A 13,021-nucleotide genomic window follows, 5' to 3' on the forward strand; every position below is an offset into this window, starting at 1 on the left:
CACCCAGCACGTTTTCCCGACAATGAGCGACGACGGACCGATAGACCCGAGCACCATCGGGGAGGCCGATGCGCCGCCGGTCGAGGAAAAGCCCTACAAAATCATCTTCGAGGCCAACAAGTGCATCGGCGCGGGCAAATGCGCAGAGGTCTCTCGGAATTGGGAGATGGACATCACCACCGCTCTCGCAAAGCCAGTCTCCTACTTCATCGGCGAAGAGGACTTGGAGCACAACATCAAGGCCGCGGAGGTGTGTCCCGCGAAGAAGGACCGCGGCGTCATCCACATCGTCGACCGGCGGACGAACAAAGAGATTGCACCCGACCCCAACGGCGACGGTTCGTTGTCGGTCGATTGGTAGCCACAGACCGAAACCCATTTTTCACCGTACCCGACAAGAGTGAGTGTGGTCGCGCGAGGGTGGCTGAGCCAGGCCAAAGGCGGCGGACTTAAGATCCGCTCTCGAAGGAGTTCGGGGGTTCAAATCCCCTCCCTCGCATTCTCTCGGCTCGAATGGACATGAGAGCCGTGCGAATCGGACGAGGGATTTGAATAGGGAACGACCGTCAGGGAGTGACTGAAGTTCAAATCCCTTCCCTCGCATTTCTTGCTGTGAACCAATCGGTGAACAGCAGAACTCGTACTGGAGGAGATTTGAAGCAGGGAGCAACTCGAAGAGTTGCGACCGGGGTTCAAATCCCGATGCGGCGAAGCCGCATCGACCCTCGCGAAAGCAACGCTTTCGCTCAGTCCCCTCCCTCGCATTTCTTGCTGTGAACCAATCGGTGAGCAGCAGAACTCATACTGAGGAGGTTCGAACAAACGAGCAAACGCAGTGAGCGAGTGGCGTTCAAACACTGGAAAGCCTCCGGCTCTCTCTGCTTCGCAAACGCGAAGCGTTTGCTCAGTCCCCTCCCTCGGCGCACTTGCTGCCACCTCCCTGTCTGCCGACAGGAGTGGGATTCACGTGTCGCATGGGCACGTCGGGCGGAGGAGCCACCAGTGTGCGACACAGGTGACGACGCCGACACGGGTTTTCAGGCACCGCCACTTTCAGGCGAACATGACAAGGACAACAAATATATTATGAGTTTTGTTTCTCCAGTAGTATCAAAGAAATTAAAATATCGAGATTTTTGTGATTCTCGAACGCACCGCTCTTTACCTTCCGTCATAAAAACAGCTAGACATGATAGTCCGTGAGGGGCGAATCTGCGGGTGGTTGCAATTATCGCGCCACCGTATTGCGGAATGTCTTTAGGGAGTGTCGATTTTTGCGCGGTTCACGTGACAGATTCTGTTGAATAGTATCAAATAGTTACTATCAGAGTTTACAGAGAGTCTGGTGAGCCAAGCAGAGACAGAAAATCGTGTTCGAATGGAATACACTTTTGGGGATGGGGGAATATGTCACTATTAGTCTCGGTGAGAGGATGTCAAAGCCACTCGATGCCACCCCTGAGTCCGTCTCCCTCGGTCTAGAGGACGGAATATACTACGCCTATCACGACATGGACGAGGACGGCCTGACGTTCACGGTCACGAAAGCGATGGCCGAAGTGACGGGGATGGAGTTACACGAGGTCATCCCCCGCTTCTCAGAATACGTCGACCCGGATGCGCTGGACCGACTGTTCAAATCCCGGCCCGACCGCGACCACTACAAGGCCGGACCGCTGTATCTCTCCATCGAGGGGCACGAAGTCGCGATTTACAGCGACGGCGAGATTCAGATTCGCCCGAACGGCTGGTACGCAGAGCGCGTCGAGCAGTTGTAGAGTTCGGTGTCGCCTGCATTCAGACGCAACGCCCTTTTCTCGCTCTGTCACATACATCGACCAATGACTGACGACGTTCCAGACCGCGCTGTTCGGGCGTTCGACGAGCACGCAGATTTCACTGCAGACGGGTCGCGATTCGTCTCGACGGCCACCGAATTCGACGCCCACGTAACGGTGTCTGAAACCGACGACTGGGACCTCCACTATCTCGTTACCGTACACGCGCCGCTGCTCTCTTCGGTGACAGAAGACGACGTCCACGAAGTCGTCGAGGACGGCTGGTTCGAGACCTTCGAGCTCCGGCTCGAAGACGCCCCCGGCGCGGTCGTCCAGAACATCGAACTCGGCGAATTCGAGGTGCGCCGAAGCGGCGGCGACGCAATCGTCACCTTCGGCTTCGAGTACGGCAACGCCGGAAACGCGCCCGAAATCGCCCACGCACTCATCGACTACGTTGAGGGGACGTACATGGAGGGCGTGATTCCGGGGTACACGTATCTCCCGCCGGTCGCCGACATGGTCTCGCGCGCCCACCAATCGAGCGGCGGATCGCCGCTGTAGCCGTACCCCGGAACCGGGTCAGTCCATCGCGATGTAGGTTTGCGTGTCTTCGACACCACGGATGGACTGAATCCGGGTCGCGGCGACGTCTTTTACCTGTGCCGGCGTCTCTACGTCCACCTTCGCGATGAGGTCGACGTCTCCCGCGACGATGGAAGCGCTCGTGACGCCCTCGATGTCTTCGATTGCCTGTTTCAGTCGGTCTGCTTCGCCTGTGGTCGCTTTGACCATCACGTATGCTCGTACCATGTTAGTTTCCTCCTGGGGCTGCGGGGGCGGCGTCGCCCACGATGATGCGCCGAACGTCCTCTAGCACGTCGAAGTCAGTGAGCACGACCAGTCGGTCGTGCAGTTCGAGCGAGTCGTCCGGAAGCGGCAGTCGAAGCCGACCGTCCTCCTTGCCGAACGCGATGAGACGGGCGTGGGCGGGGAGTTCGAGTTCGCTAATCGAGTAGCCAAGCATGGGCGAGGCGTCCGTTATCGTCAACTCGACCACCTGTAGATTCTGGGCGATGTCGGCGATGGCGCGGATGTTCCCGCCGACGAGGGCGTTTTTCGCGCCGATGGCTCCGAGGCGCTCGGGGTAGACGATTTCGTCCACTTCGTCTGCGTACTTGCGGTAGATGTCTTCGCGGTAGTCCTCGTCGATGCGCATGATGGTCCGACAGCCGTGGTGCTTGCCAATCATGCAGGCGACGAAGTTTACGTTGAGGTCTCCCGAAAGCGCTCCGAGCGCATCTGCCTCCGCGATGCCGGCCGCCTCCAGATTCTCCTCTACGGAACCGTCCCCCTGGACCACCTCGAATCCCATGTTGCGGGCGCGCTCCACGGCCGTCTCGTTTTCCTCGATGAGCGTGACGTCGTGGCCTTCCTCTCTCAGCACACGCGCCGTCCGGAGACCGACACGACCAGCACCAATGATAACGAAGCGCATACGCACCCATACGCCGAGGTGGTTGAATAATGTTACCCACCCCACAGCGGAGTCGCGGACAAACCTTTTTACCTTGACCCGTGGTATCACACGTCGGTTATGGTCCACGCGTTCATCATGATGAAAACCGCCGCGGGGAAGTCAGAGCAACTGTTAGCGTCGATCCTCGACATGGAACACGTGGCGGAAGCGCACATCGTCGCCGGAAACTACGACATCATCGCAGAGGTGGACGCCCCGGAGGTGTACGAGGTAATGCATACCGTCTCCTCCGGGTTGCGTGCGATGGAAGGCGTCTCTGACACGAAAACGTACATCTCCCTCGAATAGCTATTCAGTCGAGACGCCGTGTCGTTCGGTGAACTCGCGGAGCGCCGATTTTTGTCGTGACAACCGAGGCGTGAGCTGTGCATACACGTAGTCGAACACGTTGTCCCGCCCGGGGGTTGGTATCGAGGCCGCGTACTCGACGGCCGCGGTGAGTTCCTCGTTCGCCCGCGCTGTCGCCGCCGGGACAAACGAGTCGTCGATGACGCCCTGTTCTCCGAGGTACGCCTCGAATCGGTCGAGTGGGTCCGCCGTCCGCCACTCCGGAAGCGCCTCGTCCTCGTCTCGGTAGACCGAAGGGTCGTCGGAGGTGGTGTGTGCTCCCTGACGGTAGGTCAGACTCTCAATGAGGACGGGCGTGCCAGCTCGGGCAGCAGTGAGCGCGTCACGAACCGTCTCACAGACGGCGAGTGGGTCGTTCCCATCTACCTGCACACCTTCGAAACCGTAGGCGACGGCCTTCTGGGCGATGGTCGGGGCGGCCGTCTGTTTGTCGCGGCGCATCGAGATGGCCCAGTTGTTGTTCTCACAGAAGAAGACGGTCGGCGTCCCGAACACGCCCGCGAAGTTGAGTCCCTCGTGGAAGTCGCCCTCGCTGGTCGCCCCATCACCAAAGCAACAGACGACAGCGTGAGTTGCGCCTCGGAGTTTGGCCGCCATACCGACGCCCGTCGCGTGTGGTATCTGGGTGGCGATTGGAACCGTCTGCGGGAAGATGGGAATGTCGTGTCCGGAGTGGAACTCGGCGTGTCCACGGCGAAAGAGGAGGAGGTCGCTCGTGGGAACCCCACGGGCGAGTTGCATCGCGTTCGACCGGTAGGTGGGAAACAGCCAGTCGTCCGCGGCCATTGCGTGGGCCGCGCCGACCTGCGAGGCTTCTTGTCCGGCGTGGGGCGGATAGCCGCTCATCCACCCGCGACGCTGGAGGGCAATGGCCCGCTCGTCGAACCGCCGCGCTCTGACCATGTCTTCGAGCATCGCCCGCGCCTCGTCGGGCGAAAACGGCGTCTCTGCAAGCGGACGCTCGCCGACGATTCTGTTCATAGTAAACAGATGACACGATTCGGCAAAAGCCGTTCCGATACGCCAAAGCCTCCGGAGTCCCTAGTTCGGGCATGGTCTCGACCCTGGGGCTCGTGGGATTGCTCGTCATCGTGGGCGTCAACTCGCTGGTCGCCGCGCTGATGACGCGCTTTTTCCGCGTCCGCCTCTCGACGACGTGGGGAACCGCCCTCTACGCACTCGTCCTCATCCCGCTCGTCCTCATCGCCCTCACCATCGTTCTGAGCGGGGTCGCACGACTCGGCATCGACCTCGGCAGTCCCGGTGCGGTGATGGCCATCGCCGTCGCCCTCCCATTCGCCCTCGGGGTCGCGTTCGATTACTTCTGGATGCCGTCACCCGACGAAATCGAGGTTCCGGACACGCTGCGCTAGGCGAGTAGTTCGGCTACGATTGCCTCGGCCTCGTCGAGGACGTCCTCTGGCGGTTGCATGGCGTCGATGCGATAGAATCGCTCCGGGTAGACGTCCATCAGGCGCTCGTAGTTCTGCTGGACGGCCGAGAGGTACGCCGCCTGCTCGAATTTGTTGGTCGCGCCGCTTCGCTCGGCACCCGTCTCCGGGTCCACGTCGAGGTAGATTGTCGCGTCCGGTTCGCGGGTAAACGGCAGGTGGATGCCCCGGATGTATTCGACGGGTCGTTTCACGACTCCGTCGAGCGTCGCTCCCTGATAGGCGTAGCGGGAGTCAGAATAGCGGTCCGAGATGACGACTTTGCCATTGTCCAGGGCCGGCCGGACGACCCGCGAGAGGTGGTCTGCGTGGTCTGCGGTGTAGAGAAAGAGTTCCGCGACCGGGTCGGCATCGTCGTCGCGAATCGACCGATAGACGGCGTCGCCGTACCACGAATCGGTCGGCTCGCGGGTAAAGACGGCGTCCGGGACGGTGTCGTGGAGGGCCTCCCAGACCGTCGTCTTCCCGCTCCCGTCCAGACCTTCGAGCGTGATGAGCATATGCGGCAATTGCTCGCCCTCGAGAAAAGAGTTCGCGAATCGCGTCGAAGGACATCGTTAGGGGCCATCCTTTTGAGTCCATCCCGCCTATCAACGAGCATGAAGGTTCTCGTTACTGGTGGAACCGGTTTCGTCGGCTCGGCCCTGTGTAAAGAACTCACAGCGCGTGGCCACGACGTCACCGCCCTCGCTCGGTCTCCCGACGACGCCGCCCTTCCAGAGGGTGTCAACACCGTCCGTGGGAACGTCACCACCTACGACTCCATCGAAGGCGCGTTCGAGGGACAGGACGCGGTGGTCAACCTCGTCGCCCTCTCGCCGCTGTTCAAGCCGAAAGGTGGCCTCAGCCACGAGAAAGTCCACCTCGGCGGGACGCGAAACGTCGTGAAGGCGGCCAAGGAACACGGCGTCTCCAAAATCGTCCAGCAGAGTGCCCTCGGCGCAGACCCGAACGGACCCACCGCCTACATCCGGACGAAGGGACAGGCAGAACAGGTCGTCCGTGACTCCGGCCTGGACTGGGTTATCTTCCGCCCCTCCATCATATTCGGCGACGGTGGCGAGTTCATCTCCTTTACGAAATCGCTCACCACGCCGGTCGTGACAGCGCTTCCCGGGGCCAACACCGCGAAATTCCAGCCAATCTGGATTGGGGACTTCGTCCCGATGCTCGCAGACGCCGTCGACGACGACGCACACGTCGGACACGTCTACGAAATCGGCGGCCCCGAAGTGCTGACGCTCGGTGACGTGACGCGCCTCATTTACCAGTCGAAGGGGAAATCGGTGTCCGTCGTCCCCGTTCCGCTCTCGCTCGTCAAGGTCGGCGCGACAATAACCGCCCCGCTCCCGTTCATCCCATTCGGCCCTGACCAGGCCCGTTCGCTCAAACTCGACAACACTACCTCAGAAAATGACATCAACGCGTTTGGTGTTAGTAAGTCTGACTTAACAACACTCGGAACATACCTCCGCGAGAACCAATAAATCAACTGTGATGAGCGAGTTGTAGCCCAATTCTGACGCGGTTACGACCGTCCTAAACCGCCTGATGTAAGCGAGTTTCGGGTATGATATTCTTGTTACAAGTACTTTCCGCATCACAAACTTTATATTATTGTTGGCACAGTATTCTCTGCAACGAATGGGCAAATTATGAAACTCGCGATGATAGGGTTCGGACAGGCAGGAGGGAAGATCGTGGACAAGTTCCTCGAGTACGACCAGCGTACGGGGAGCGGCATCGTCCGCGCCGCCGTCGCCGTGAACACGGCCAAAGCCGACCTGCTCGGACTCAAGAACATACCACAGGAACAGCGCGTCCTCATCGGCCAGGCCCGCGTCAAGGGGCACGGCGTCGGTGCCGACAACGAACTCGGCGCGGAGGTCGCAGAGGAAGATATCGACGAAATTCAGGGTGCGATAGACAACATCCCCGTCCACGAGGTGGACGCGTTCCTCATCATCTCGGGGATGGGCGGCGGAACCGGCAGCGGCGGTGCGCCCGTGCTCGCAAAGCACCTAAAACGCATCTACACCGAACCCGTGTACGGACTGGGCATCCTGCCGGGGGCGGACGAAGGTGGCATCTACACGCTGAACGCCGCACGTAGCTTCCAGACGTTCGTCCGCGAGGTGGACAACCTCCTCGTGTTCGACAACGACTCCTGGCGCAAGACCGGCGAGTCGATGGAAAGCGGGTACAGCGAAATCAACGAAGAAATCGTCCGTCGCTTTGGCATCCTCTTCGGGGCGGGCGAAGTGAAAGCCGGCGGCGAAGTCGCAGAGAGCGTCGTCGACTCCAGTGAAATCATCAACACGCTCGCGGGCGGCGGCGTCTCCACCGTGGGCTACGCCGCAGAAGAAGTCGAGAAGAAGTCCTCTGGCGGCCTTCTCTCCCGATTCAAAGGCGGCAACGACGAACCCGTAGACACGGCCCACACGACAAACCGAATCACCAGCCTCGTGCGCAAGGCCGCACTGGGCCGCTTGACGCTCCCGTGTGAAATCGAGGGCGCAGAGCGCGCGTTGCTCGTCATGAGCGGCCCGCCGGAGCACTTAAATCGGAAAGGCATCGAGCGCGGCCGCAAGTGGTTAGAGGAGCAGACCGGCAGCATGGAAGTCCGTGGTGGCGACTACCCCGTCTCCGAATCTCGCTACGTCGCGAGCGTCATCCTCCTGTCTGGGGTGACCAACGTCCCGCGCATCAAGGAACTCCAGCAAGTCGCAATCGAAGCCCAAGACAACATCGAAGATATCCGCCGACAGTCTGAAGCGAATCTCAAATCCCTCGTCGAAGATGACTCTGATGAACTCGAACCACTCTTTTAATCTCCTTCTCGTCGTATCGCTCGCACTCTCCCTGTTTGCGGCCCCCGTCGCCGCCGTGTCCATCGCCGAGAGCGGCGTTCCACAGGAAGCGCAGGCCGGTTCTGAGGTGTCTGCGACGTTCACGCTCACGGAACTCTACAAGGAGTCCAGCAACGAGTGGACGCTCGGCGGCGAAACCGAACTGGAGAACGTCTCGTGGACGGTCACGAAGTACGGACTGGACGACAGCCAACTGTCGAAAGAGTCCTACGGCGGCCAGTCGTTCTCGGCCGACGTGAAGGCCGCAGACGACGTGACTCGCGTCGAGGTGACGGTCACTGGTACGGTTCCGACCGTCGAAGAATTCACCTACGACCCTGCTGAGTCGTTCACGCTCGCCACGCTCTCGCGCCAGCAGGGCGAGAACACAGAGCAGCTCGAATCGTGGGAAACCCACCACTACACCGAACAGAGCAAGCAGGCCCGCGAGGCGATTTCGAGCGCCGAATCGGCCATCGAACAGGCCGGTGGTGACGAGGATGCCCAACAACAGGTCAACCGCGCCATCTCCTCGTACAACAACGGCAACTTCGAGAACGCCGTGGACCTCGCACAGGACGCAGAGCAGTCGGCCACAGACTCAAAGCAGTCCCAGGAGCGCACCCAGTTGCTCCTCTACGGGGCAGTCGGCGTCGTCGCACTGCTCGCTGTGGTCGGCGGGGTCTTCTACTGGCGGTCCCAGCAGGACACCTACGACAAACTCCGATAGTCGCTTGTAGGCGGAACGCGGACACACTGCAAATGCGTGTCCTCGTCCCCTACGACGAAACAGACCCGAAGACGCGCCTCGCGTCTCTTTTCTCGCCTACTGAGCGCCGCGAGTTCTCCCGGCTGATGCTCGGGGACGTGCTCGCATCGATTCGTCGAACCGGCCGAACCCCCGTCGTGCTCGCCACGGCACCGCTCGACGTTGACGCGTCGGTGGTCGTCGACGACCGGCCGCTCTCTGCGGCGGTGAACGCGCACCTTGAACCCGACACTGCTGTCGTGATGGCCGACCTCGCACTGGCGACGCCTGCGGCGCTCTCTCGGCTGTTTTCCGCCGAGGGCGAGGTGGTCGTCGCCCCCGGTATCGGCGGCGGAACCAACGCGCTCGTCTCCCGCCACCCGGAGTTTTCCGTCGATTACCACGGCGCGTCGTTTCGTGACCACCGAGAAATCGCCCGACGTATCGGTGCTGAATGGGCGGTGCTCGATTCCTACCGCCTCGCCACGGACGTGGACGAACGGGTCGACCTCGCGGAACTACTCCTACACGGCGACGGGGCCGCCCGCGAGTGGCTCGTGGACGCGGGCATTCGCCTCGACACGGGGCAGGGGCGCGTCGGCGTCTGCCGGGAGTGACAGCCTTTTTGTGTTCCACGGGCGAGTCGAAGACAGATGCTACCCGGGGCCAGCGAGTACGACATCGACATCACTCTGGATGAGGCGGACGTAGAGCGACTGCTCGCGGTGACGCCCGCCGACGTGAACCCGGCTCCGGAGCTGAGTTTCGCGAAGAACGTCTTCCTGCCCCTCACGACCGCCTGCCGGTACACCTGCACCTACTGCACCTACTACGACGTGCCCGGACAGGCGAGCCTCATGACGCCCGACCAGATTCGCGAACAGTGTCGCATGGGCGCAGACGCCGGCTGTACGGAGGCGCTGTTCACCTTCGGGGACGACCCCGACGATCGTTACACCGAGATTCACGCGCAACTGGAGGAGTGGGGCCACGACTCGATTCACAGCTATCTCCGGGAAGCCTGCGAAATCGCCCTCGGCGAGGGTCTGCTCCCGCACTCGAACCCCGGCGACCAGACCCGCGAGCAGATGGAGCTCGTCGCAGACGTAAATGCGAGCATGGGCGTCATGCTCGAAACCACCGCCGAGGTGCAGGCCCACGGCGGCCCTCGGGCGAAGTCGCCCGGCCAACGCCTCGCCACCCTGCGGACCGCCGGAGAACTCGGCGTCCCGTTCACGACTGGCATCCTCGTCGGCATCGGCGAGTCGTGGCGCGACCGCGCCGAGAGCCTGCTCGCCATCCGCGCGATGCACGAACGCTACGGCCACATTCAGGAGGTCATCGTCCAGAACGTGAGTCCGAACGAGCGCTGGAAGCAGGACGGCCCATCCCTCGAAACCATGCGCCGCGTCGTAGCGATGGCCCGCGTCTGTCTTCCCGAGGAGATTTCTGTGCAAGTGCCGCCGAATCTGGCGCCCGTCCGCGAGTTGCTCGACTGTGGCATCGACGACTTGGGCGGGGTGTCCCCGGTCACGGACGACTACATCAATCCAGATTACAAGTGGCCGGCGCTGCGCGAACTGGAGGCCATCGCGGCTGATGCGGGGGTGCCACTCCGCGAGCGTCTCCCCGTGTACGAGCGGTTCCTCCCAGCCGAAGACGAGACGGCGAACCACTGGCTCTCGGCGCAGATTACGGAGGCGATTCGCGAGGAGAGCGAGGCAGGGGAGCGCTATCGACGGGTACTCAGTCGGCCTTCGGCGACTTCTTCGTGAACATCGGCGTGCCGTCTGCCTTCGGGCCTAACAGCGGCCCGGCAGGGCGCACGTCGGGGTCGATACGACGTTTCTGCCGGTAGTCGGTCGAGCGTTCGACGGGGACGCGCCCAATCGAGGTTATCATGTCCACGTACTCGTCGAAAGTTCGAACTTCGCCGTACTGGCCCCCGGCGCGTTTGGTGATTTCTTCGGAGAGAATCGTCCCCATGAAGTCGTTCGCCCCGGCGTTGAGCATGGCGAGGCCGTGTTCGTTGCCGTACTTGACCCACGACGACTGGATGTTCTCGACGTTGTCGAGGAAGAGGCGTGAGACGGCAATCATGAGCAAGTCTTCGGCCCGACTCGCCCCCGCGTCGACCATTCCCTTCTCTTTGAGCGGCGTGTTCTGATGGATAAAGGAGAGCGGGACGAACTCGGTGATGTTCCCCGTACGGTCTTGCAGGTCGCGAATCTGTTCGAGATGCAGCACGCGGTGCATCTCGTTTTCGACGTGCCCGTACATGATGGTTGAGGTGGTGTTGAGGCCGACGTTCGCGGCGGCTTCCATCGCGTCGAGCCAGCCCTGCGTGTCGATTTTCCCGGGGCAGATTGCTTCGCGGACTTCGTCGACGAGAATCTCTGCTGCGGTTCCGGGCACGCTGTCGAGGCCCGCAGCCTTGAGTTCGCCGTAGATTTTCTCGTACGACCAGTCGGTTCCGCGGCTTGCATGGTAGGCTTCTTCGGGCGTCATCGAGTGGAGGTGGACGCCATCGACGCTCATCGCCTGCATCTGCTCGACGTAGGTTCCGGGGGAGGTCTTGTACGCGGATGGCGGTTTGTAGTTCACCGGTTCCTCGGCGGCGGCGAGAATCTCGTGGTGTTCGTCGTTGAGGGCGAACCCGGGGTGCAACCCTGAGACCGAACAGACCTCGTAGATGCCCATCTCCACCGCGTCGCGGACGATTTCCCGTGATTCTGCGGGCGTTTTCGTAAAGCCGCCCATCTCCCCCTGATACTCGGCTTCGAACTGTCCGGCGGGGTCCTTGAAGTTACAGAACAGACAGCCGACGTTACACGCCGTCGTGACGTTGTTGTTCAGGTTCGCGACGAAGGTGACGTCCTCTCCGCACACCTCGGCGCGCCTGCGGTCTGCGGCTTCGAGAACGCGTTCCATCCGCCCCGGGTCGATGGTTTCCGTCTCCGTTCCAGTCGTGATGAGTTCCACCCCGTCGGCGACGGTGAGTCGGTCGCCTGCCCGCGCCTTTGCGAGCGCGTTTTCGAACGACTGGTCCGTCTCGGGGCGGTGGTCGAAGTCGAAGAGCCCGCGAGGGACGTTCGTTCGCGTGGGGTAGGCGTCTGCCATGGACGGATGCTTTTCGCTCGGAGGGTATAATGACGGGGGATTGCGGTAGGGCAAGAAGTGTGTGCGCGTTCGTGTATACTTTGTCGAGGAAATCGGACAAGGTGGGCACGAGAGTGAAAGTTTCATTACCCGGGGCCACACGCGTACTGGTATGACGAGCGTCAAGGAGTTCCGCATCGAGGAGGCGGCCACTCCCGAATCACTGGGCCGCGGTGCGTTCTACTTCACCGACGACTACTCCGTGTTCGACTGGGGGAAGATGCCCGACCAGATTCCCGACAAAGGCGCGAGCCTCTGTGCGATGGGCGCGTTCAACTTCGAACTGCTCGAAGCCGAGGGAATCCCAACGCACTACAGGGGCGTCGTCAGCGACGACGAAGTCGTGCCCCTCGCAGACGCCACGGAACCGCCCCGAGAGATGGCCATCGACCTCACACAGGTTCCCGAACTGCCCAACGACGGGCGCACCTACGACTACGACGCCTACCACGAGACTGCGGGCGAGAACTACCTCATCCCGCTCGAAATCATCTTCCGAAACACGGTGCCGGTGGGTTCGAGCCTCCGCCGCCGGACCGACCCGGCAGACCACGGCCTCGACGCAGACGAGTGGCCAGAGGGCGTCGTCGAACTGGACGAGCCAATCGTCGAATTCTCCACGAAGTACGAGAAAGGCGACCGCTACCTCAATGACGAGGAGGCGGCCGAAATCGCCGGCGTCGCCTCCCTCGCTGACATCGCCGACGTGGCCCGCAACGTGAACCGACTCGTGACCGAACAGGCCGCGAAAGCAGGCCTCACCCACGAGGACGGCAAAATCGAGTGTCTCTACTTCGACGGCGAAATTCGGGTCGCGGACGTGGTCGGCACGTTCGACGAGAACCGCTTCAGTTTCGACGGCCAGCAACTCTCGAAGGAAGTCGTCCGCCAGTACCACAAGCGTACCCAGCCCGACTGGGTCGAGGCCGTGAGCGAGGCGAAAGCCGAGGCGAAGCGACGGGACGTTGCAGACTGGAAATCGCTCTGTGAGGCGTCCCCCGAACCGCTCTCAGCAGACGTTATCATAGTGGTCCGAGACATGTACGCCGCCGGCACGAACGCGTACACCGGCCACGACCTGTTCGCGGCCCCCTCGCTGGACGAGGCCGTCACCGCAGTTCGCGACCTCTGAGGAACGCTTTTTTCGC

General features: G+C 61.7%; 16 protein-coding genes and 1 tRNA gene. 12 read left to right on the top strand and 5 right to left on the bottom strand.

Annotated elements, in window-relative coordinates:
- Positions 1-22: 22 nt before the first annotated feature.
- The 4 genes from P0648_RS15035 to P0648_RS15050 all read left to right on the top strand — a co-directional run bounded on the left by P0648_RS15035 (position 23) and on the right by P0648_RS15050 (position 2,342).
- Positions 23-361 (top strand): ferredoxin, encoded by a 339-nt coding sequence (locus tag P0648_RS15035; protein WP_276246446.1) that lies wholly within the window; start codon positions 23-25, stop codon positions 359-361.
- 53 nt (positions 362-414) lie between these two features.
- A tRNA-Leu gene (locus P0648_RS15040) sits at positions 415-499 on the top strand.
- A 934-nt stretch (positions 500-1,433) separates the two neighbouring features.
- On the top strand, positions 1,434-1,778 hold the full coding sequence (locus P0648_RS15045; RefSeq protein ID WP_276246445.1) for a HalOD1 output domain-containing protein: 345 nt from the start codon (positions 1,434-1,436) through the stop codon (positions 1,776-1,778).
- Between the two features lie 63 nt (positions 1,779-1,841).
- The gene (locus P0648_RS15050) at positions 1,842-2,342 is read left to right on the top strand and encodes a DUF5813 family protein (protein WP_276246444.1); all 501 of its coding nucleotides are present in this window, start codon (positions 1,842-1,844) and stop codon (positions 2,340-2,342) included.
- A gap of 18 nt (positions 2,343-2,360) precedes the next feature.
- On the opposite strand, the gene P0648_RS15055 is transcribed toward P0648_RS15050, so the two are convergent.
- Together P0648_RS15055 and P0648_RS15060 are read right to left on the bottom strand one after the other, a co-directional pair.
- Positions 2,361-2,591, bottom strand: coding sequence for an Lrp/AsnC family transcriptional regulator (locus P0648_RS15055; RefSeq protein ID WP_276246443.1), 231 nt, complete (start codon positions 2,589-2,591; stop codon positions 2,361-2,363).
- 1 nt (position 2,592) lies between these two features.
- Positions 2,593-3,276, bottom strand: coding sequence for a TrkA family potassium uptake protein (locus tag P0648_RS15060; protein ID WP_276246442.1), 684 nt, complete (start codon positions 3,274-3,276; stop codon positions 2,593-2,595).
- Positions 3,277-3,375: 99 nt separating this feature from the next.
- Here P0648_RS15060 and P0648_RS15065 point away from each other — a divergent pair, with 99 nt between their 5' ends.
- Entirely contained in the window at positions 3,376-3,606 is a 231-nt protein-coding gene (locus tag P0648_RS15065; RefSeq protein WP_276246441.1) for an Lrp/AsnC family transcriptional regulator, read from the top strand.
- Here P0648_RS15065 and P0648_RS15070 read toward each other — a convergent pair whose 3' ends face one another.
- A complete protein-coding gene (locus P0648_RS15070; RefSeq protein ID WP_277504549.1) occupies positions 3,607-4,647 on the bottom strand; it encodes a thiamine pyrophosphate-dependent dehydrogenase E1 component subunit alpha in 1,041 nt (346 codons plus the stop codon).
- A gap of 71 nt (positions 4,648-4,718) precedes the next feature.
- Between P0648_RS15070 and P0648_RS15075 the strand changes: the two genes are divergently transcribed.
- Positions 4,719-5,039 carry a hypothetical protein gene (locus tag P0648_RS15075; RefSeq protein WP_276246439.1) on the top strand — a complete coding sequence of 107 codons (321 nt, stop codon included), beginning with the start codon at positions 4,719-4,721 and terminating at the stop codon, positions 5,037-5,039.
- Here P0648_RS15075 and tmk read toward each other — a convergent pair.
- Positions 5,036-5,617: a dTMP kinase gene (tmk, locus tag P0648_RS15080; protein WP_276246438.1), complete on the bottom strand. Its 582-nt coding sequence runs from the start codon at positions 5,615-5,617 to the stop codon at positions 5,036-5,038. The two genes, P0648_RS15075 and tmk, sit on opposite strands and share 4 nt — an antisense overlap.
- 99 nt (positions 5,618-5,716) lie before the next feature.
- On the opposite strand from tmk, the gene P0648_RS15085 reads away from it, so the two are divergent.
- The 5 genes from P0648_RS15085 to cofG all read left to right on the top strand — a co-directional run bounded on the left by P0648_RS15085 (position 5,717) and on the right by cofG (position 10,489).
- On the top strand, positions 5,717-6,604 hold the full coding sequence (locus tag P0648_RS15085) for a complex I NDUFA9 subunit family protein (protein WP_277504551.1): 888 nt from the start codon (positions 5,717-5,719) through the stop codon (positions 6,602-6,604).
- Between the two features lie 168 nt (positions 6,605-6,772).
- Positions 6,773-7,948: a tubulin/FtsZ family protein gene (locus P0648_RS15090; protein WP_276246436.1), complete on the top strand. Its 1,176-nt coding sequence runs from the start codon at positions 6,773-6,775 to the stop codon at positions 7,946-7,948.
- Positions 7,926-8,696 (top strand): hypothetical protein, encoded by a 771-nt coding sequence (locus P0648_RS15095; RefSeq protein WP_277504552.1) that lies wholly within the window; start codon positions 7,926-7,928, stop codon positions 8,694-8,696. The genes P0648_RS15090 and P0648_RS15095 overlap by 23 nt, the downstream gene beginning before the upstream one ends.
- 32 nt (positions 8,697-8,728) lie before the next feature.
- Positions 8,729-9,331 carry a 2-phospho-L-lactate guanylyltransferase gene (gene cofC, locus P0648_RS15100; protein ID WP_277504553.1) on the top strand — a complete coding sequence of 201 codons (603 nt, stop codon included), beginning with the start codon at positions 8,729-8,731 and terminating at the stop codon, positions 9,329-9,331.
- Between the two features lie 36 nt (positions 9,332-9,367).
- Positions 9,368-10,489 carry a 7,8-didemethyl-8-hydroxy-5-deazariboflavin synthase subunit CofG gene (gene cofG, locus P0648_RS15105; RefSeq protein ID WP_277504555.1) on the top strand — a complete coding sequence of 374 codons (1,122 nt, stop codon included), beginning with the start codon at positions 9,368-9,370 and terminating at the stop codon, positions 10,487-10,489.
- Here the strand turns inward: cofG and cofH are convergent.
- A complete protein-coding gene (cofH, locus tag P0648_RS15110; protein ID WP_277504556.1) occupies positions 10,461-11,834 on the bottom strand; it encodes a 7,8-didemethyl-8-hydroxy-5-deazariboflavin synthase subunit CofH in 1,374 nt (457 codons plus the stop codon). The two genes, cofG and cofH, sit on opposite strands and share 29 nt — an antisense overlap.
- A gap of 151 nt (positions 11,835-11,985) precedes the next feature.
- On the opposite strand from cofH, the gene P0648_RS15115 reads away from it, so the two are divergent.
- Positions 11,986-13,005, top strand: a complete 1,020-nt coding sequence (locus P0648_RS15115; protein ID WP_277504557.1) for a phosphoribosylaminoimidazolesuccinocarboxamide synthase — start codon at positions 11,986-11,988, stop codon at positions 13,003-13,005.
- The last annotated feature ends 16 nt before the right edge of the window (positions 13,006-13,021 follow it).

Source organism: Haladaptatus sp. DYSN1, from assembly GCF_029489995.1.
Classification (GTDB): Archaea; Halobacteriota; Halobacteria; order Halobacteriales; family Halococcaceae; genus QDMS2.